General features: G+C 59.7%; 13 protein-coding genes. 10 read left to right on the top strand and 3 right to left on the bottom strand.

The window, feature by feature from the left end; translation table 11 throughout:
* The first annotated feature begins 32 nt into the window (after positions 1 to 32).
* From F8N43_RS16970 to F8N43_RS16950, 5 genes are read left to right on the top strand one after another with little or no spacing between them, the layout of a single operon-like run.
* Positions 33 to 2,339, top strand: a complete 2,307-nt coding sequence (locus tag F8N43_RS16970; protein ID WP_150654072.1) for a putative bifunctional diguanylate cyclase/phosphodiesterase — start codon at positions 33 to 35, stop codon at positions 2,337 to 2,339.
* Entirely contained in the window at positions 2,336 to 4,210 is a 1,875-nt protein-coding gene (locus F8N43_RS16965; RefSeq protein WP_150639682.1) for a putative bifunctional diguanylate cyclase/phosphodiesterase, read from the top strand. Before F8N43_RS16970 ends, F8N43_RS16965 begins: the two co-directional genes overlap by 4 nt.
* 44 nt (positions 4,211 to 4,254) lie before the next feature.
* A complete protein-coding gene (locus F8N43_RS16960) occupies positions 4,255 to 5,211 on the top strand; it encodes a cytochrome-c peroxidase (RefSeq protein WP_150654071.1) in 957 nt (318 codons plus the stop codon).
* Positions 5,208 to 7,019: a DAHL domain-containing protein gene (locus F8N43_RS16955; protein ID WP_150654070.1), complete on the top strand. Its 1,812-nt coding sequence runs from the start codon at positions 5,208 to 5,210 to the stop codon at positions 7,017 to 7,019. The genes F8N43_RS16960 and F8N43_RS16955 overlap by 4 nt, the downstream gene beginning before the upstream one ends.
* Positions 7,016 to 8,422 carry an ATP-binding protein gene (locus tag F8N43_RS16950; RefSeq protein WP_150654069.1) on the top strand — a complete coding sequence of 469 codons (1,407 nt, stop codon included), beginning with the start codon at positions 7,016 to 7,018 and terminating at the stop codon, positions 8,420 to 8,422. The genes F8N43_RS16955 and F8N43_RS16950 overlap by 4 nt, the downstream gene beginning before the upstream one ends.
* 123 nt (positions 8,423 to 8,545) lie before the next feature.
* Here the strand turns inward: F8N43_RS16950 and F8N43_RS16940 are convergent, their stop codons facing one another.
* Together F8N43_RS16940 and F8N43_RS16935 are read right to left on the bottom strand one after the other, a co-directional pair.
* Complete coding sequence (locus tag F8N43_RS16940) at positions 8,546 to 9,871, bottom strand: APC family permease (RefSeq protein ID WP_150654068.1); 1,326 nt, start codon at positions 9,869 to 9,871, stop codon at positions 8,546 to 8,548.
* 238 nt (positions 9,872 to 10,109) lie between these two features.
* Positions 10,110 to 10,931, bottom strand: coding sequence for a carbon-nitrogen hydrolase family protein (locus tag F8N43_RS16935; protein WP_150654067.1), 822 nt, complete (start codon positions 10,929 to 10,931; stop codon positions 10,110 to 10,112).
* Positions 10,932 to 11,057: 126 nt separating this feature from the next.
* Between F8N43_RS16935 and F8N43_RS16930 the strand changes: the two genes are divergently transcribed.
* The 4 genes from F8N43_RS16930 (at position 11,058) to F8N43_RS16915 (ending at position 15,337) form a co-directional block, all read left to right on the top strand.
* On the top strand, positions 11,058 to 11,858 hold the full coding sequence (locus F8N43_RS16930) for a helix-turn-helix transcriptional regulator (RefSeq protein WP_008032237.1): 801 nt from the start codon (positions 11,058 to 11,060) through the stop codon (positions 11,856 to 11,858).
* Between the two features lie 175 nt (positions 11,859 to 12,033).
* Entirely contained in the window at positions 12,034 to 13,653 is a 1,620-nt protein-coding gene (locus tag F8N43_RS16925; protein WP_150654066.1) for an FMN-binding glutamate synthase family protein, read from the top strand.
* A gap of 57 nt (positions 13,654 to 13,710) precedes the next feature.
* Entirely contained in the window at positions 13,711 to 13,995 is a 285-nt protein-coding gene (locus F8N43_RS16920; protein WP_150631227.1) for a putative quinol monooxygenase, read from the top strand.
* Between the two features lie 217 nt (positions 13,996 to 14,212).
* Positions 14,213 to 15,337, top strand: a complete 1,125-nt coding sequence (locus tag F8N43_RS16915; RefSeq protein ID WP_150631228.1) for an OpgC family protein — start codon at positions 14,213 to 14,215, stop codon at positions 15,335 to 15,337.
* A 121-nt stretch (positions 15,338 to 15,458) separates the two neighbouring features.
* Here the strand turns inward: F8N43_RS16915 and F8N43_RS16910 are convergent, their stop codons facing one another.
* Positions 15,459 to 16,880: an amino acid permease gene (locus tag F8N43_RS16910; protein WP_150631229.1), complete on the bottom strand. Its 1,422-nt coding sequence runs from the start codon at positions 16,878 to 16,880 to the stop codon at positions 15,459 to 15,461.
* 766 nt (positions 16,881 to 17,646) lie between these two features.
* Here F8N43_RS16910 and F8N43_RS16905 point away from each other — a divergent pair.
* Positions 17,647 to 20,763 carry a transglycosylase domain-containing protein gene (locus F8N43_RS16905; protein ID WP_150654065.1) on the top strand — a complete coding sequence of 1,039 codons (3,117 nt, stop codon included), beginning with the start codon at positions 17,647 to 17,649 and terminating at the stop codon, positions 20,761 to 20,763.
* Positions 20,764 to 20,794 lie beyond the last annotated feature (31 nt).

Raw genomic sequence — 20,794 nt, 5'->3', positions numbered from 1 at the left:
ACTGTGAACCCAAACACTGCCTGTCCCGGCAAATGGCGATGAATCCGCTTCTGCCGCGGACCAATCGTCGGATTCTTATCGTCGACGACACGGCTTCGATCCACGAGGACTTCATCAAGATCCTCAGCCCGCCTTCGTTTGACAACGACAGCCTGACCAGCGCTGAAAACGCCCTGTTCGGCACGACGGCGGCCGTCACGCTGCAGAGTTTCGTCCTCGACTCGGCGTTCCAGGGCCTCGAAGCACTGGACAAGGTCGAGACGGCCCTGGCCAACGACATGCCTTATGCGATGGCCTTCATCGACATGCGCATGCCACCGGGCTGGGACGGCCTGGAAACCATCGAACGCCTGTGGCAGGTCGATCCGAAGCTGCAAGTGGCGCTTTGCACGGCCTACTCCGATTATTCCTGGGAGGACATCGACGAGCGCCTGGTACTGGGTGATCGCCTGCTGATTCTGAAGAAGCCCTTCGACGCCATCGAAATCCGTCAAATGGCCAGCGCCCTGACCGCCAAGTGGCAAATGACCGAAGATGCGGCGCTGAAGATGTCGCTGCTCGAACAAGCGGTCGAGGAGCGCACCAGGGAGCTGTCCGATGCCAACATCATCGTGCAGAACAGCCCGACCATTCTGTATCGGCTGCGGGGCGAGCCGTCGTTTCCGCTGATGTACATCTCGCACAACATCACCAAGTACGGGCATGTCGCGGCGAAACTGGTCGCTTCGGCCAATTGGGCCCAGGAGCTGATTCATCCCGACGATCAAGCGAAGGTCGACACGGCGATGGCGCGAGTGCTGGACCGCCATGCCGCCGGGGCTTCCATCGAGTTTCGGATGCGCACTGGCGAAGGTGCCTGGCGCTGGGTGGAAAACCGTTACATCCCGGTGCGCGACGGTGAGGGCCGTCTGCTGGAAGTCGAAGGCATCATCATCGACATCACCGAGCGCAAACTGGCCGAGGAGAAAATTTTCCTGCTGGCGCGCACTGACGGACTGACCGGGCTGGCCAACCGCGCGACGCTGATCGAGCGCCTGCATCAGGCCTTCGCCGCTGCGCGTCGGGGCGCGACCCCGTTTGCCATCTTTTATCTGGACCTGGATCACTTCAAACGCATCAACGATACCCTCGGGCATCCGGTCGGCGATCTGTTGCTGCAAGAAGTCGCCCGCCGGATCAAGGCTTGCGTGCGTGAGAACGATATCGTTGCGCGGCTGGGAGGCGACGAGTTCTCGATCCTGCAACTGGACGTCAGCGACCCGACCCACTCCGCGGCCCTGGCCACCAAGGTCCGCGACGCGCTGGTGCTCCCCTACTCCCTGGCCGGCAACGAGGTCCGAGTGTCGGTCAGCATTGGCATCAGCAGTTACAGCCCGGCCAGCACCAGCGCCGACGGCTTGCTGACCCAGGCCGACATGGCGCTCTATCGCTCCAAGGAAAAGGGCCGCAACCAGTACCACTTCCATTCCGAGGAGATCAATCAGGAAGTGGTCGAACGCATGACCATCGCCAGCGAATTGAGGGAGGCCATCGAACATGAAGAACTGGAGCTGCATTACTGGCCGGAAGTGGACCTGAGCACGGGCAAGATCCTCGGCATGGAAGCGGTGGTCACCTGGAATCACCCCGAACGCGGTTTACTGGAAAGCTCCGCGTTCCTGCCGGCCGCGGAAAAAACCGGCACCATCATTGCCCTCGGTCACTGGGTGCTGGATCGTGCCTGCCAGCAAATGCGCCAGTGGCGGGATGACGGCGTCGCACCGCCGGTGATCGCGATCAAGCTGTCCCTGGCCCAGCTCAAGAGTGGCCCGGAGCTGATTTATGACGTGCTGCGCACCACCGCGCGCTGGGAGCTCTGCGCCTGGGACCTGCGTTTCGACGTCACCGAGGCGACGCTGGCCCAGACCAAATGGACCCACAACGATGTACTGCCGCGCCTGCGTGAGCTGGGGGTGAAGATTGCCATCGACGACTTCGGCACCGAGTATTCGTCGTTCGATTACCTCAAGACCTACCAGGTCAATCACCTGAAGCTCGCGCAGGCCTTCATCGATACCGCCGCCCGCGACCCGGCCAGTGCCAACACCCTGCGCGCGATTATCAATTTCGCTCGGGACGTAGGGATCGGCATCATCGCCGAAGGTGTCGAAACCCAGGAACAGCGCAGTTCATTGATGGCCACCGGGTCGCCGATGAATGCCCAGGGTTACTTCTTCAGCAAAGCGGTCAGCAGCCAGCAAGCCGCCGAGTTGCTGAAAGCAGGAAGCATCGTGCCGACAAGGCACGACATCGGACCGATCCGGGACAATCCGCAACGGTCCACGGAGGACAAAGGATGAAAGTGCCTTTCGTGCGGACCAACCGGCGCATCCTGATCGTCGACGACACGCCTTCGATTCATGATGATTTCCGCAAGATCCTCGGCCCCGAAACCGACGATGAGCAGACCCTGGCCGGTACGGAAGCGGCACTGTTCGGTACGCCGCAGACGGATCGCCTGACGTTTCACCTCGACTCGGCGTATCAGGGGCAGGAAGCCCTCGAACTGGTCAAACACGCATTGGCCGAAGGACGCCCCTATGCCCTGGTGTTCACCGACATGCGCATGCCGCCCGGCTGGGATGGTCTGGAAACCATCGAGCAACTGTGGCAGGCCGACCCGCACCTGCAAATCGCGTTGTGCACGGCGTATTCGGATTACACCTGGGAAGCCATGGCCGAACGGCTGGAGTTTGGCGACCAGATGCTGGTGCTGAAAAAACCCTTCGACAGCCTGGAAATCCGCCAGATGGCCAGTGCCCTGACCTGGAAATGGCAGATGGCGCAGGACGCGGCGATGAAAGTGCTGAGCCTGGAGCAAACCATCGAGGCGCGGGTTCACGAGTTGCTCAAGGTATCGCATCTGCTGCAGTACGACGTGTTGACCGAGTTACCCAACAGTACGTTGCTGGGTGACCGGCTGAATCAGTCGCTGGCGTTGTCCCGCCGCCATGACAAGCAATTGGCAGTGATGTTTCTGGGGCTCGATCGCTTCAAGCGCATCAACAATGCCCTCGGCCATCCGGCTGGTGACGAGATGTTGAAACAGGTCAGCCGCAATCTGGTGGCCACCGTGCGCGAGTCAGATTCGGTGTTTCGCTATGGCTCCGACGAATTCGTGGTGATCCTTGCCGATATCCACCACCCCCAGCAGACAAAGGGCATCGCCGACAAACTCTTGAACGCTATCCGTACCCCCCTGCACATCGCCGGTCACGACCTGAGCGTGACGGCGAGCCTGGGCATCAGCATTTATCCCGACGACGGCTTCGACGCCATCGAGCTGATCAAGAAAGCCGAAACCGCGATGCGCAACATCAAGGAAAGCGGCCCGAACGAATTCAGCTTTTTCATCGATGAAATGAACCAGCGTGCACGGGATCAGCAAAGCATCGAGACCGGCATTCGCCTGGGGCTGGAGCGCAATGAGTTTGTCCTGCATTACCAGCCCAAACTGGATCTGGGCAGCGGCCAGGTGGTCGGCGCCGAAGCGTTGATCCGCTGGCAGAAACCGGGGCACGGCCTGGTCTATCCGTCGGATTTCATCGCGGTGGCTGAAGACAGTGGTCTGATCGTCCCGCTAAGCAGATGGGTGCTGGCCGAGGCCTGCCGACAATCCTGTGCCTGGCAGGCCCTTGGGCTGCCAAAAATCTGCATGTCGGTGAACATGTCAGCCATCGATTTCCGTCAGCCCGACTTTGTCGATGGTATCAAACGGATCCTCGAACAGACGGGCCTGGAGCCGTCCTTGCTGGAGCTGGAGATCACCGAAGGCGTGTTGATGCAAAACATCGAGACCACCGTCAATTCCCTGAACCGGCTCAAGGCGCTGGGTGTGCGTCTGGCCATCGATGACTTCGGCACCGGCTACTCCAGCCTGAGTTACTTGCAGCGCTTTCCGATCGATGTGCTGAAAATCGACCAGTCGTTCATTCGCGGTTTGAGCAATGACAGCAACGACGCCGCCCTGGTCAGCGCGATCATCAGCCTGGGGCGCAGCCTCAAGCTGACCATCATCGCCGAAGGCGTGGAAACCCTCGAACAACTGAATTTCCTCAGGGCCCATCAATGCGAGGAGGGCCAGGGTTACTACTTCAGCGAAGCCGTGGAGCCGGACAGTTTCGTCCGTTATCTGTGGTCCGCGAAGCCTGCTCCATTTACCGCCACGTGAACGATGCGCAACGACACATGGGCTATCAGCCGAGGAATTATCAGATGTCGCCATCCATTCACCACCTGCTGCTGTCGCTGTTCGGATTCTGCCTGAGCGCGGGCGCCGCGCCGCTGGACGAACCGCTAAAACCGCTGCCCCCGGCGCCACAGCAAAATCCGCTGCGGGTCGAACTCGGTCGACAGTTGTTCAATGAACCGCGCCTGTCGGTCAACAACACGCTGTCCTGCGCCAGTTGCCATCGACTGGAAAGCGGTGGTGCCGATACCCGGGCGTTTTCCATCGGCTTCGCCGGTCAGCCTGTGACGATCAATACCCCCAGCGTGTTCAACGCCACCCTGAACTTCCGACAGTTCTGGAACGGGCGCGCCGACACCCTGGAATCCCAGATCCATGAAGTGGTGAAGAGCCCCAGTGAAATGGGCAGCAACTGGGAGCACGTGGTGCAAGTGCTGGCCGCCGACCCGGGCTACCGCAGCGCATTTGGCAACGCCTACCCGGACGGGGTGACCATGAACAATGTGCAAAACGCCCTGGCCACTTACGAACGTACGCTGCTCAGCAGCAACTCGCGGTTTGATCAATACCTGCTGGGTGACACCGACATTCTCACGACCGAGGAAAAGTACGGTTATCAACGCTTCAAGGAATATGGCTGCATCGCGTGCCATCAAGGCGTGAACATCGGCGGCAACATGTTCCAGAAGTTCGGTGTCATGGGCGATTATTTCAAGGTTCGCGGCAACCCGACCGACGCCGACCTGGGTCGCTATCTGGTCACCCAGGATGAAGAGGACCGCAATGTGTTCAAGGTCCCGAGCCTGCGCAATGTCGCGGTGACCGCACCGTATTTTCACGACGGTTCGGCCAACACGCTGGAAGAGGCAGTGGACGTGATGTTCACGTTCCAGCTCGGGCGCATTCCGTCCGCCGAAGACAAAACCCTGATCATCAAATTCCTCAAGACCCTGACCGGTGAATGGGGAGGCAAACCCTTATGAAAATGTCCCGCCGCCGCAGCCTCACATTGCTGGGCGCCGTCGCTTTGTTGCTGGCCTCGACGCTGTTGTTCCTGTACCTCAAATCGAATTCGAACCAGACCTCGACCTACGCCGAATCCCGGGACCTGATCGGCCGGATCAAACAGCTGAATGCGCAATGGGAAACCGAGATTCTCAAGGCTAGGATCGCCACCAACCACAACTACGATCCGCTGGTCACGCCGCTGATCGAGATGGCCCAACTGTGGGAGCGGTTCGACACCATGGAGTCGAACCACGGCCGCAACGACTCGCCGATCTGGCGCGCCAGCCATGATGCGTACCTGGCCGCCATCCAGGAAAAGACCCGGCTGGTGGAGCAGTTCAAGTCCCACAACGCGTTGCTGCGCAACTCACTGGCGTTCCTGCCCGCCGCCGAGGACGACATTCAGGAGCAACTGGCCCGGTTGGTCGATGGCGACAAACTGCAACTGCAGAACATCGCTACCGACACTTACGATTTGCTGCTCAGCAGCATGGAATACGCCCAGGTCACTTCCGACGACAAGGCTGCTGACATTCTGGTCGGGCTGAACAAACTGGGGGTGAACAAACTGCGACTGCCCGAGCAGTTTCACAGCCCGATCGAGATTTTGAGCAACCACATCTCACTGATCCTGCGCGAACAACCAGTGGTCAACCGCTTGCTGGAAAATATCGAAGCAGTTCCCGTCGCCGAGCGTCTGGACGACATCACCAGCCTGTTGAACAAGGACCAGCAACAGGCCGACGCTGTCGAGCAGCGCTATCACTTTTACATGCTGGTGTTCTCTGTGCTGCTGGTCCTGCTGCTGGTGTACCTGGCCATTCACCTGATGCGCAGTTTCACCATCATCAATCGCGTCAACAGAGCGTTGAAAACCGCCAACGACGACCTGGAACTGCGGGTAGAAGAACGCACCCGTGAACTCAAGGATACCCAGAGCGAGCTGCTCGACACCGCGCGCCAGGCCGGCATGGCCGAGATCGCCACCAACGTGTTGCACAACGTAGGCAACGTGCTCAACAGCGTCAATATCTCGGCCGACCTGGTTTCGCGCAAACTGCGCGCCAGCAAGGCCCAGGGGCTGGGCAAAGCCATGCAACTGATCAACGAACACCCCGGCGACCTTGGCGCCTTCCTGACCCAGGACGAGAAAGGCAAGTTGCTGCCCGGCTACCTCAACCAACTGGTCGAGGCCATCGCCCTCGAACAGCAAGGCATGACCGATGAACTTGCCCAGCTGAGCAAAAGTGTCGACCACATCAAGGACATCGTTGCCACCCAGCAATCCTACGCGGGCGCCAACAGCCTAATGGAGCCGCTGCACATCAGCGAATTGCTGGAAGATGCCTTGCGCATGAACTCCGGTGCGCTGACCCGGCATCACGTCACGGTGGTCAAGGAGTACGGCGAGGTGCCGCAGGTCATGGGCGACAAACACCGGTTGCTGCTGATCCTGATCAACCTGATCAGCAATGCCAAGTACGCAATGTCCGACCTCAGCAACCGCCCGCGGCAAATGACCCTTGGGGTAAAAATCGTCGACGACGCCATGCTGCAAGTCAGCGTCAAGGATGACGGCGAAGGCATCGCCCCGGAAAACATGACGCGCATCTTTGCCCACGGTTTTACCACCCGCAAGGAAGGTCACGGTTTCGGCCTGCACAGTTGCGCACTGGCGGCCATCGAGATGAACGGCCACCTCACTGCCCAAAGCGACGGGCCGGGCAAGGGCGCACAGTTCACCCTGCAGATCCCGCTGAAAACCGTTACGGAGGAGGCATGAACGAGCTGCCGAACCGACGCATTTTGCTGATCGATGACACGCCGTCCATCCATGTGGATTTCCGCAAGATCCTCACGCCGACGCCCGTGCAGACTCTCGAACTGGACGAGATGGAGGCTGCGTTGTTCGGCAGCGAAGTGAAATCCAGCCGCGCGCTGTTCGAGCTCGATTCGGCGTATGGCGGGCAAGAGGGACTGGGCAAACTCAAGCAGGCCTTGCAGCAAAACCAGCCCTACGCGCTGGCCTTCGTCGACATGCGCATGCCCGAAGGCTGGGACGGCGCACAAACCATCGAGCATCTGTGGCAGGAAGACCCACGCCTGCAAGTGGTGGTGTGTACCGCCTATTCCGACTATTCCTGGGATGAACTGCTGGACCGTTTGCAGGCGCATGACCACCTGCTGATTCTGAAAAAACCGTTCGACAACATTGAAGTCCAGCAGATGGCCAACACCCTGCTGACCAAATGGGACATGACCGCACGGGCCTCTGTGCAGATGAGCCATCTGGAGCATCTGGTGGACCGGAGAACCACGCAGTTCAAACAGGCCAGTGAGGCATTGCAACGGGAAATCGACGAGCGCAAACAGCTTGAATCGCAATTGGTGCAGTCGGAAAAACTCGCGTCACTGGGACAACTGGCGGCCGGCGTCGCCCATGAAATCAACAACCCCATCGGTTTCATTTCTTCCAACCTTGGCACCCTCGATGGCTATTTCAAACAGCTGCAGGAAATGCTCGACGCTTATCGGGAGGCGGAAGAGGCCATCGGTTCCTGCGAGCTGGTCGAGCGCTTGCAGCAGTTGCGTGACCGGGTCGAACTGGAATTCCTGCGCGACGACATACCGTTGTTGATCAAGGAATCCAAGGAGGGCATCAGCCGCGTCGGGCAGATCGTCAAAGACCTGAAGGACTTCTCGCGGGTGGACTCCAACCAGGAGTGGCAGCGGGCGAATCTGCAGCAAGGCATCGAATCGACGCTGAACATCGTGGCCAATGAACTGAAGTACAAGGCCGATGTGGTGAAGGACTATCAAGAGCTGCCCGACATCGAATGCCTGCCATCGCAGATCAACCAGGTGATCATGAACCTCATCGTCAATGCCTCGCAGGCCATCGGCCCGGAGCGCGGCACCCTCACCCTGCGCACGGGGATTGACGGTGAAACGGTGTGGATCGAAGTCGCCGACACCGGCACCGGCATCCCGCCGGCCAGCCTGCAGAAAATCTTCGACCCGTTCTTCACGACCAAACCGGTGGGCCAGGGGACGGGGCTGGGATTGTCCCTGTCCTATGGCATCGTGAAAAAACACCGGGGGAATATCCTGGTGCGCAGTGAAGTCGGCGTTGGCAGCACTTTCCGCGTCGAATTGCCGATCCACCAAACAATCTCAGCGGCCTGAACACCTGTCAACTGTGGGAGCGGGCTTGCCCGCGATGACGGAGTCACATCCAACAGACATGTTGGCTGATCCACCGCTATCGCGGGCAAGCCCGCTCCCACAGGTTGCTCATCAGCTCAGAGGTCAGGTGGCTTCCTGGAAATCCATCTCCGGTGGCTGGCGACGGAATCCGCCGGTCAGCACCGCCAGGTACACCACGCCAATCGCCAACCAGCTCAGCCCCAGGTAAATCGCCAGATGATCAAGGCTGACCATCAGCCACAAATCCGCCGCCAGGCCTATAAACGGGAAGATCAGGAACAGCACCCATTCACGCGGGCCTTTTTTCTCGCCGCCGATCCAGTAGTGAAAGATCACCGACAGGTTCACCAGACTGAACGCCAGGAACGCGCCAAAGTTGATGAACGAAGTCGAGGTGGTGACGTCCAGTTTCAGCGCCAGCAAAGCCACCACTGCGCACAGCAGGATGCTGTTGATCGGCGTCCCGAAACGTTCATGCAACGTACCGAAGAAGGATTTCGGCAGCACGCCGTCCCGGCCCATGGCATAGAGCAGGCGCGAACCGCTGGCCTGAGCCGACAGCCCCGAGGCGAATTGGCCGACGATCAAGCCGATCAGGAAGATCGACACGAACAGGTCTCCACCGATGTTGCGGGCAATTTCATAGGCCGCCGAATCGACGCTGTCGAACTGGAACGACGGGTGCGCGATCTGCACGAAGTACGACACGCCAACGAAGATCAGCCCGCCGATCAGGGTGATCAACATGATCGCCCGCGGGATGGTGCGGCGCGGGTCGCGGGTTTCTTCGGTCAGGGTGCTGACCGCGTCAAAACCGAGGAACGAGTAACAGGCGATGGCGGCACCGCTCATGATCAATGGCATCTGCATATCACCATTGAAGAACGGTTTCACCGACCACAACGGCGTGCTCGCATCGCCGCCGACGTAATGCACGCACAGCGCCACAAAGGCGATCAGCACCAGAAACTGCACCAGCATCAGCAAGGCGTTGATGCCATTGGCCAGTTTCAGGCCGACGATGTTAATCGCGCTGGTGATGCCGATGAACGCCAGCACCCAGACCCATTGCGGCACCGCCGGAAACGCGGAGTTGAGGTACGCCGCGCCGATCAGCCAGATCGCCATCGGCAGGAACAGGTAATCGAGCAGCACCGCCCAACCGGCGATGAAGCCGAGTTTCGGGCTGATGGCCTTGCGCACATAACTGTAAGCCGAGCCGGCCACGGGAAATGCCGAGGCCATCCGACCATAGCTCATGGCGGTGAAAAACATCGCCACCAGTGCCACGAGGTACGCGGCCGGCACCATGCCGGCGGTGGATTGAGCGAGGATGCCAAACGTGCCGAGCACAATGATCGGCGTCATGTAGGCGATGCCAAACAGCACCACCGACCCTAATGAGAGGGTGCGTTGCAAACGAGCCATGAGCGACTACTCCGAATTTTATTGGATTTATGGCAGAGCCGAGTTCGGCGCAAGTTACGGGTGTTGCGTTTGTTGTTTTTTGTTCAAATCAAATAGATGTGTTGAGCGTCAGGGCCTCATCGCTGGCAAGCCAGCTCCCACAGGATTTGCGTTGTACATAAAATCGATATCCACAGAAGATTCCTGTGGGAGCGGGCTTGCCCGCGATGGGGCCAACCCGAGCGACACAGAATCCGGATTAGCCCTTGGGAATCAGCAGCTCCCGCAACCCCGAAGCATGCTCAACTCGCTCCCCCGGCAACTTCAGCCGCTGATCATCCAGATACCGATAGTCCTGCCGCGCCGCCGTCAGTTGATTCAGATCCAGCTCCACCGAAAACTGCCCCTGCTCCCGCCCGGCCTCGAACAACAGCGTGCCCAGCGGATTCACCAACGCACTGCCGCCGGCGAACAACAACCCGCCATCGCCCGCTTCTACGCGGTTGACCATCAGCGCAAACGCCTGGTTTTCCTGGGCACGGGCCATGATCGCGGTGCGATGCGTCGGGCCGTACGGGTCCATGTTGCCGTTGGTGACGATCAGCAGTTCGGCGCCCAGTTGTGCGAGGGCGCGGGCGGTTTCCGGAAATTCGATGTCGTAGCAAATCAGCAGGCCCACCCGCACGCCGTTCCACAGGCACGTGGCGTAGCGGTCGCCCGGTTCGTACACGCCGCGGTCCGACGCCCACAGGTGCGTTTTGCGATATTTCAGCGCGATGCCTTCAGGGGTGATCAGCAGCGTGGTGTTGAAAAAACGACCGTGGTCGTTCTCGGCCGTACCAATCACCACGGCGATGTTGCGTTCGCGGGCAGCGGCGACAATCGCACTGACGGTCGGGCCGTTCAGCGGTTCGGCCACCGCAGCGACGGTCTCGGCCGACGGGAAGCCCATCAAGTGGCTTTCCGGAAACATGATCAACTGCGTGTCGGCCGCACAGGCAGCAATCGCCGCCAGCGCGCGTTCGAGGTTGTAAGCCGTGTCGTTGTCACGGCCCGCCAGTTGGGCGAGTTCGACCTTCATGGGTAGTCCTTGTTCTGGTGGCCGGGCGGCAGAAAGATTGCCCGGTCGTTGTCTGTGCGCCAGTATGCGCAGCAAGCAACCGGCCAGGGAATCACGCGGCCGGGGTAACCCGATAGGGGTAGACCCATGACACTCTCGTTAGACGACATCGCCTGGCACCGTTCGGTCGGGCAACTGATCGACGCCCTAGACAAGCCCAATTTCTGGACGCAGCTAGTCCGGTTACTGGATCAATACGTGACCTTCGACAGCTGGGTGGCGCTGCTTTTCAGCGCCGATCAGCACCCGCAAGTGTTCGCCGAATGTCCCGGTGAAGACGGCAGCCCCGATCAGTTGTTCCAGGATTACCTGCGAGGTTTGTACTTGCTCGACCCGTTCTACATTGCCTGCCGCGAGCAATCGCGCACCGGGCTGTATCGCCTGTCGGAAGTGGCGCCGGAGCATTTCGAGCTGACCGAGTATTACCAGCGCTACTTTCGTCTGAATGTGGTGGCCGATGAAATCCAGTTCAATTGTCAGCTCGAAGGCGACCGCACGTTGTGCCTGTCACTGGGCAGCAAACAGCGCTTCAGCGGTCAGCAGATTGCCTTGCTGTCGTTGATCCAGCCGTGGGTGCTTGGCCTTTTGCGCCAGCGCCTGCCGTACGAAATAAATGAAGTCGTGGCCCTCGCGCCGGCGCCTGTCCAGGGTGACTGGCGTGTTCAACTGGAAGCTTCGGTGCAGCAACTCAAAGGCGCGCAACTGACCGCTCGCGAGCTGGATGTCGGGCGTTTGATGCTCAGCGGTTGCTCCAGTAAAGAAATCGCCCGTAAGCTGGAAATCTCTGTCGAAACCGTGAAAGTCCATAAGAAACACATGTACAGCAAGCTGGGGATCAAGTCCCAGTCCGAGCTGTTTTCGATTTTTCTCCAGGCGCAAAATGCCTGACTGTCCGGTGGTGGGCTTGACGCTTTCACTGTGGGAGCGGGCTTGCCCGCGATAGCGACCTTTCAGAAAAATATCAGTTAGCTGACATGACGCAATCGCGGGCAGGCCCGCTCCCACAGGGTTTAGTGTTAATCCCAGGCCTGACAACAACCGAGTCCGAACCCAAGGAAACCGTATGAGCCTGTCACTCCTGAGCCGCTACGCCTTCTTTGCCGCTTGCGTGATTTTCACCCTCGCCAGTCTGCCGTTCCTGGAACACGACTGGCTCTGGCCGATCACCGCAGTCACCGGCGTCCTGAGCCTCGTGGGCCTGTTCGATTTGCTGCAAAGCCCCCACGCCGTGCGCCGCAACTACCCGATCCTCGGCAACATCCGCTATCTGGTGGAGGGCATTCGTCCGGAAATCCGCCAATACCTGCTCGAGTCCGACAGCGACGCCCTGCCCTTCTCCCGGGCCCAGCGTTCGCTGGTCTACTCGCGCGCCAAAAATGAAAGCGCCGACAAACCCTTCGGTACGTTGATCGACGTGTACCAATCGGGTTTCGAATTCATCGGCCACTCCATGCGCCCGGCGCCGTTGAGTGACCCGGCCAGTTTTCGAGTGATCGTCGGCGGCCCGCAGTGCACGCAGCCGTATTCGGCGTCAGTGTTCAACATCTCGGCCATGAGTTTCGGCTCGCTCAGCGCCAACGCCATCCGCGCCTTGAACCAGGGCGCCAAGCTCGGCAACTTCGCTCACGACACCGGCGAAGGCAGCATCAGCGCCTATCACCGGGAAAACGGTGGTGACCTGACCTGGGAGCTGGGCAGCGGTTATTTCGGTTGCCGCACCGCAGACGGTCGCTTCGACCCGGAACGCTTCGCCGCCCAAGCGCAAAACCCGCAAGTGCGGATGATCGAAATCAAGATGTCCCAGGGCGCCAAACCTGGCCACGGCGGGATTCTGCCCAAGCACAAAGTCACCCAGGAAATCGCCGAAACCCGCGGCATCCTGATGGGCGAAGACTGCATCTCGCCGTCGCGGCACAGTGCGTTTTCCACGCCGATCGAACTGATGCACTTCATCCAGCAACTGCGTGAACTGTCCGGCGGCAAACCGGTGGGCTTCAAGTTCTGCCTCGGCCATCCGTGGGAATTCATGGGCATCGCCAAGGCCATGCTGGAAACCGGCATCCTCCCGGACTTCATCGTCGTCGATGGCAAGGAAGGCGGTACCGGTGCGGCGCCTGTGGAATTCACCGACCACATCGGCGTACCGATGCGCGAAGGTTTGCTGTTCGTGCACAACACGCTGGTGGGCCTGAACCTGCGGGACAAGATCAAGCTCGGTGCCAGCGGCAAGATCGTCAGCGCCTTCGACATCGCCAGCGTACTGGCCATCGGCGCCGACTGGGCCAACTCGGCGCGCGGCTTCATGTTCGCCATCGGCTGCATCCAGTCGCAGTCGTGCCACACCAACAAATGCCCGACCGGCGTCGCCACGCAGGACACCCTGCGCCAGCGTGCCCTCGTCGTCCCGGACAAGGCCCAGCGGGTGTTCAACTTCCACCGCAACACCCTCAAGGCCCTGGCGGAAATGCTCGCCGCCGCCGGCCTCGATCATCCGTCGCAGTTGTCGGCCAAGCACCTGGTGCGGCGCATGTCGGCGACCGAGATCAAATTGTTCTCGCAATTGCATGTGTTCTTGAAACCGGGGGAATTGCTCACCGGCGAGGTCAACGGCGAGTTTTATTCGCGGATGTGGCAGATGGCGCGGGCGGACAGTTTTGAGCCCAATGAGTTGGCGGCTGCATAAACACTGTTTGAACGCCAGTCTCATAGGGAGGCTGGCTTTACACCAAGGAAGAACTTCGTGCTGAAAGTCATCGCTCGGGATTTCATCAAACCCGAACACATTGAAACCGTTCGCCCGTGGTACGCCGAACTGGTCGAGAAGACTCGACTGGAGCCCGATTGCATCGCTTACGACCTGTTCATCGATCAAAAAGACCCCGGCCACTTTATCTTCATCGAACAATGGCCGAACCAGGCGGCGCTGGATGCTCATTGCCAGTCTGAACATTTTCGGCGGTTGGTGCCGCAGATCAACCGTTTCCAGGCCCGGGATTGCATTGTCGTGCTGATGGATGCGTTCTGACGCCCGTCGTCACCCGCGAAGCGCCTTGATCGGGGCCGGCTCTTTGATGACCCAGCGGGCGTATTCATTCAGCCAGGACATTTGAGACATTCAGTAATAGCGAGTGTTTTGCAATTGCCGTCGAATCGCGCCACCCTGCGCGCCGCCGATGTGCGGCGCGCAACCTTTTGCAGCGCTGGCCACTCCTTATTCAACACCCGTTCACGAGCCTGCTGTCATGACGTTTGAACGCGATCACCGGATCGACTTTTTTCGAGGCCTGGCGCTGATCTTCATCTTCTGGGATCACGTGCCTCACAACCCCCTCGGTCAAATCACCCCGCGTAACTTCGGTTTCAGTGACGCCGCGGAAATTTTCGTGTTTCTTGCCGGTTATGCGGCCGTTCTGGCTTACGGGAAAATCTTCCGACGCGATGGTTATCTGATTGCCTGCGTGAAGATCCTGCGCCGCGCCTGGGTGCTCTACGTGGTGCATATTTTCCTGCTGGCGATGCTGATGGGCATTGTCTTCTTCGCCAACAGTCATGTGGAAACGAGGGATCTGGTGGAAGAAATGGGCATGCACCATTTCATCACCAACCCGCAGCAAGCGTTGGTGGATGAGCTGCTGCTGCGCTTCAAACCGAACCTCATGGACCCGCTGCCGCTGTACATCGTGCTGCTGGCCGGCTTGCCGCTGGTGCTGCCGATGCTGGTGCACAAGCCATGGGCGGTGGTGGCCGTGTCGTTGACCGTGTACTTGTTGGCGCCGTGGTTCGGCTGGAACCTGGCGGCCATCAAGGATGGCGTGTGGTACTTCAACCCCGTGGTCTGGCAACTGCTGTTCGTCCTGGGCGGCGCGGCAGCAACTCACGGACAAAGACCCCGATTACCCGACACGCGCCCGTTGCTGCGCCGGCCGTTGTTTGTCAGTGCCGCGGTGTATGTGGTGGTTACCGGTGTGCTGACCGTCTCGTGGCGATGGCCCGAAATTCATGACGCGCTGATGCCCGCGTGGCTGAGCAACCTGTTGTACCCGATCAGCAAGACCGACCTGTCGCCGGTGCGGTTGCTGCACTTCCTGGCGCTGGCGTATGTCACGGCGAAACTGTTGCCGGATACCGGCTGGACGCAAAACTGGCTGGCGCAGCAAAGCTGTCGCATGGGCCGTTATTCGCTGGAGATCTTCTGCCTCGGCGTTCTGTTGGCGCCGCTGGCGGACATGGTCAATGCCATGACCGACGATGCGTTTGCCATGCAGATATTCACAGCCCTGGTGGGTGCGGGGTTGATGGCGTTGCTGGGGGCTTGGCTGGATTTCAATAAGCGATTGACCCGGCCGGCACAGGTCGCCGCCGCCTGATATTGACTGTGTAAAACCTTGTGGCGACGACTCGCTAAATCCCCTCACCCCAGCAGATCTCATCAGCCATTAAAAAGCCCCGGCCAATTGACCGGGGCTTTTTCATTTCAAGCGTTACGACTTACGAAGCCGATTGCACCGCACCTTGCGACACATTGGTCGGTTGCAGCTTGAACACGTAGAACAACACGGTCAGCAGCACCAGGAACGCCGGGCCGACATAAAGTGCCACGCGAGTGTCCGGAAAGTACGCCATCAAGCCGACCACCAACACCAGAAACGCCAGTGCCAGGTACGAGCTGACCGGGTACAACCACATCTTGTATTTCAGCCCGGCACGTTCGCTGGCGCTCAGGCCTTGGCGGAACTTGAGCTGGGCCAGCAGGATCATCACCCAGGTCCAGATCGCGCCGAACGTAGCGATGGCCGTCACCCAGACGAAGACTTTTTCAGGCACCAGGTAGTTGAGCAGCACGCCCAGCAACAAGGCGAAAATCGACAGCAGCAGCGCCCGACGCGGCACCCCGTTGTTCGACGTTTTGGCAAAACCAGCCGGTGCCTGACCGTTCTGCGCCAGGCTGTAGAGCATGCGCCCGGTGCTGAAGATGCCGCCGTTGCAGGACGACAGTGCGGCGGTGATCACCACGAAGTTGATGATGCCGGCGGCGGTCTTGATGCCCAGACGCTCGAAGGTCATCACGAATGGACTGCCCTGGGTGCCGATTTCATTCCACGGGTAGATCGACAAAATCACGAACAACGCGCCGACGTAAAACAGCAGAATCCGCCAGAACACCGAGCCGATCGCATTGGGAATGGTCTTCTGCGGGTTCTTCGCTTCACCGGCGGTCAGGCCGATCATCTCGACACCGAGGTAGGCGAACATCACCATTTGCAGGGACATCAACACGCCTTGCACGCCGTTGGGCATGAAGCCGCCGTGAGCCCAGAGATTGGAAACCCCCAACGCCACGCCGTCGTTGCCGAAACCGAACGCGATCACGCCGACGCCGCCGATCACCATCGCAATGATGGTGACGATCTTGATCAGGGCGAACCAGAATTCGAATTCACCGAAGGCTTTTACGGCGATCAGGTTGATCGAGCCCATGCTGATCAACGCGGCGAGTGCCCAGATCCAGCGCGGCACCTCAGGAAACCAGACGCCCATGTACACCGCCACGGCGGTGATTTCCGCGACGCAGGTCACCAGCCACAAGAACCAGTAATTCCAGCCTGTCAGGAACCCCGCCAACGGGCCAAGGTAGTCTTGGGCGTAGCGGCTGAAGGAGCCGGCGACCGGGTTGTGCACCGCCATTTCGCCGAGGGCGCGCATGATCACCAGGATCGCCAGACCGCCGATGATGTAGGACAGCATGATAGCCGGGCCGGCCATTTCAATGGCCTTGGCCGAACCGAGAAACAGACCGACGCCGATACAGGCACCGAGCGCCATCAAGCGAATATGCCGTTCGCCGAGTTCGCGTTTAAGCGGGCCGCCCTGAGCGGTCTCGCCGTGGGGCAGGTGATTGCCGACTGGCATAGGGGTACAACCTCGTCTTGTTATTGGATATGACCACCGAGTGTCGAAGCGCTGACCGATAAGCCATTGCTTGCCTGACACCGGGCCTGCTTCGTGGACAGAACCGTCTTGTAGGACAAAACCTGCAAGATCAGCGGGGCGTGCAGTATAAAAAGCTTCCAACAGGTGTTTTCACTCTATAAACCACAAAATTAAGCGAGAAATCTCGGTTATAGCGCGGTTTACGGAGGTGCATTACCTGACTTTTTCAGGAATTTCCACCGTTAAAACGGCGCGAAGTATTGCACAGCATTGGTGCATCGTCATGCCCCCACCTAGGTAGCATTTACGTAGCGAAGGCTCTAGTACGGCCATCCTGCAGGCGTTGGCTTGCCAGCAATGGCGTCCATGAAATCGCCATCGCCGACAAGCCGGCTCCTACGGGTCGGGGGGGGGGGGCAAAAACATCGGGGTCACCTCAACCCTGTGGGAGCTGGCTTGCCAGCGATGGCGTCCATGAAATCCCCATCGCCGACAAACCAGCTCCTACGGATCGTGGGGGTCAAAAACATCGGGGTCACCTCAACCCTGTGGGAGCTGGCTTGCCAGCGATGGCGTCCATGAAATCGCCATCGCCGACAAGCCAGCTCCCACAACGAGAACATCCGCTCGTCATTGGTCACGGTGAATATTCGATATCCGGGTGTTCACAATTTTTTCACCAGCACCATCCACCGTCTAAGCTTCAAACAAGTCAGATCAATCTGCGTGAATGGATCAGTCGACTATGGGCGCGTTATGGCAAACCGATACGAGTAAAACTGTGGTCCCGACTGAACGTGTGGATGAAGCGCCTATCTCTGAAAAACCCCGTCGTAGCCGCACCAAACACGGGTGGAAGGCGTTTTGGTTACTGGTGTTGATTATCCTGATCGCTCTGGGGTTGGCCGCTGTCAGGGAAATGCGTACCTCGAAGTTTCAATCACGGGAAGCCAGCAAATATGCCGCTACCCTGAGTTACGAACTGAAGCCTGGCCCGAGCGATGCCATTCGCTATCCAGGGGCCGGCCCTTTTGATTTACGTCTGGGCTACAGCGCTCTGGGTGAATTCCTGCCGCGCCTGATCAAACGCGACTATGTCGTTGCGGCACAAACCCGCTTTTCCCAACCGTTGATGGACTACACCGACAAGGGCTTTTTCGTGCCCTATGCAGAAAAAATTCAGGCCGGACTGTCGATCACCGATTGCCGCGCGGCACCGCTTTATCAGTACAAATACCCACAGCAACTCTATTCAAGCTTTGACGCGATCCCGCCGGTGGTGGTCAGCAGTTTGCTGTTCATCGAAAACCGCTTCCTGCTCGACCCTCGTCAACCCCGGGCCAACCCCGCCGTGGATTGGCCACGATTCGGCATGGCGGCGTGGTCGCAGGTCGCCAAATTGCTGCACATGCCTGGCCAATCGGCGGGCGGCAGCACCCTCGCGACACAGCTCGAGAAGTACCGGCATTCGCCCGACGGCTTGACGGTGTCCGGCGGGGAAAAAATCCGCCAGATGATTTCCGCCAGCGTGCGCGCCTATCAGGCCGGGCCGGAAACCCTGGTGGCTCGCCAGAACGTGGTGCGTGATTACCTCAACAGCGTGCCGCTGTCCGCCGTGCCCGGCCACGGCGAAGTGCACGGGATGGCCGAAGGTTTGCGTGTCTGGTACGGCGCCGATTTCAACAAGGCCAACGAACGGTTGCTCAGTACTGACACGGATCCAAAGGCCATGGCGGAAAAAGGCCTGGCCCTGCGTGAGATGCTGTCGTTGATGATTGCCCAGCGCCGCCCTTCCCACTACCTGACCAAGGGCCGTGACGAACTGGCCGAACTCACCGACAGCCACATTCGCCTGCTGGCGCAAAACTTTGTGATCGACGCGCCGTTCGCCGCCGCCGCATTGGCCAGCAAAGTGGTCTATCGCGACTGGCAGACCCAGCCGACCATTCAACCGATCGAAACCAACAAAGGCATCAGCGTGGCGCGCAGTCGCCTGAGCGGGTTGCTCAATCGTCCGCTGTACGACCTCGACCGCCTCGATCTCTCGGCCACCAGCACCCTGCAAGGCGATTTGCAAACCCAGGTCACCGAGTACCTCAAGCATTTGGCCGACCCGGCGTTCGCCACGCAGATTGGTTTGATGGGCGAACGCCTGCTCACGCCCACCAGCACCACGCAAGTGCGCTACAGCTTCACCCTGTTCGAACTGACCCCGGATGGTTCGCGGGTACGCGTGCAGACCGACAGCACCGATCAGCCATTCGACATCAACGAAGGCAGCAAACTGGAATTGGGCTCCACCGCGAAAATGCGGGTGCTGACCACCTACCTGCAAATCATCGCCGAGCTGCACGACAAGTACGCCGAAATGACCGTCCCGGAACTGAAGAAAGTCGACATCCCGGATCAGGATCGCCTGAGCCAATGGGCCGTCGAGTACCTGATCCAGAACAAGGACCGCAACCTGGCGGCCATGCTCGGCGCCGCGCTGGACCGCAAATATTCGGCCAGCCCCGGCGAAGCCTTTTTCACCGGCGGCGGGCTGCATACCTTCGTCAACTTCCGCAAGGAAGACAACGGTCGCATACCAACCTTGCGCGATGCCTTGCGCGAATCGATCAACCTGCCGTTCATTCGGCTGATGCGTGACCTGGTGCGCTACACCACCTACTCCGGCCCGAACAACAGCGCGGCCCTGCTTGGGGACGACCGCGATCCGCGGCGTCAGGAATACCTGGCCGAGTTCGCCGACCGCGAAGGCACTTCGTTCCTGCTGAAGTTCTGGAAGAGATACAAAAACAAGGACACCCAGGCACGCCTCGAAACCTTCCTCGACAGCATGCGCCCGACGCCGATTCGCATGGCTGCAGTGCATCGCTATCTGTTGCCGCAAGCCAGTCAGGAGAGCTTCAACACCTTCGTGCGCTCGCACCTCGCAGGCGCCAAGCTCACCGAAAAACTCACCGACGATCGTCTGCAACGGCTTTATGAAAACTACAGCCCCGGCCTCTACGACTTGCCGGACCAGGGCTTCATCGCCAAGGTCCACCCGCTGGATCTGTGGCTGATCGGTTATTTGTTGAATCATCCCGACGCCAAGTGGAGCGATATCGTCAAGGCCAGCCAGTTTGAACGTCAGGAAGTCTATAGCTGGCTATTCAAAAGCAAACACAAGGGTGCCCGCGATGGCCGCATCCGCACCATGCTGGAGATCGAAGCGTTCCTCGACATTCATGCGCGCTGGCAGAAAGTCGGCTATCCGTTCGATCACCTGGTGCCTTCGCTGGCCACCGCCATCGGCAGTTCCGGCGACCGCCCGGCAGCCTTGGCGGAACTGATCGGCACCATCCTCAATGACGGCGTGCGCATGCCGACATTGCGCATCGACAGCCTGCACTTCGCGGCGAATACGCCGTACGAAACCAAGCTGATCAACGACCCGGATGTCGGCAAACGGGTGATGCCGTCCGAAGTCGCCGCGGCCATGCGCGAAGCCTTGTCGCACGTGGTGGACGCCGGTACGGCCAAACGTGTTTCCGGCACTTTCATCACCCCCGATGGCAAGCCGCTGGCCATGGGCGGCAAAACCGGGACCGGCGACAACCGCATCGAAGCCATTGGTGCCGGCGGGCGGATTCTGAGTTCGAAGTCGATCAACCGCACGGCCACTTTTGTGTTCTATATCGGCGACAGCCACTTCGGTACGTTGACCGCATTCGTCCCAGGGAGCACCGCTGAAGCCTTCAAGTTCACCTCGGCCTTACCGGTGCAAGTACTCAAGGGCATGGCACCGATTCTCACGCCGTACCTGCAACCGGGCACGCATACCCAATGCCTGCCGGTGGAGGTAGCGCGACGCTGATAAACGATGGCGGTAATTAATTATTTTCGGC

The sequence above is a fragment of the Pseudomonas fluorescens genome (assembly GCF_902498065.1).
In the GTDB taxonomy this organism is placed as follows: domain Bacteria; phylum Pseudomonadota; class Gammaproteobacteria; order Pseudomonadales; family Pseudomonadaceae; genus Aquipseudomonas; species Aquipseudomonas fluorescens_BJ.
This window is presented reverse-complemented; position numbering and strand designations above follow the sequence as displayed.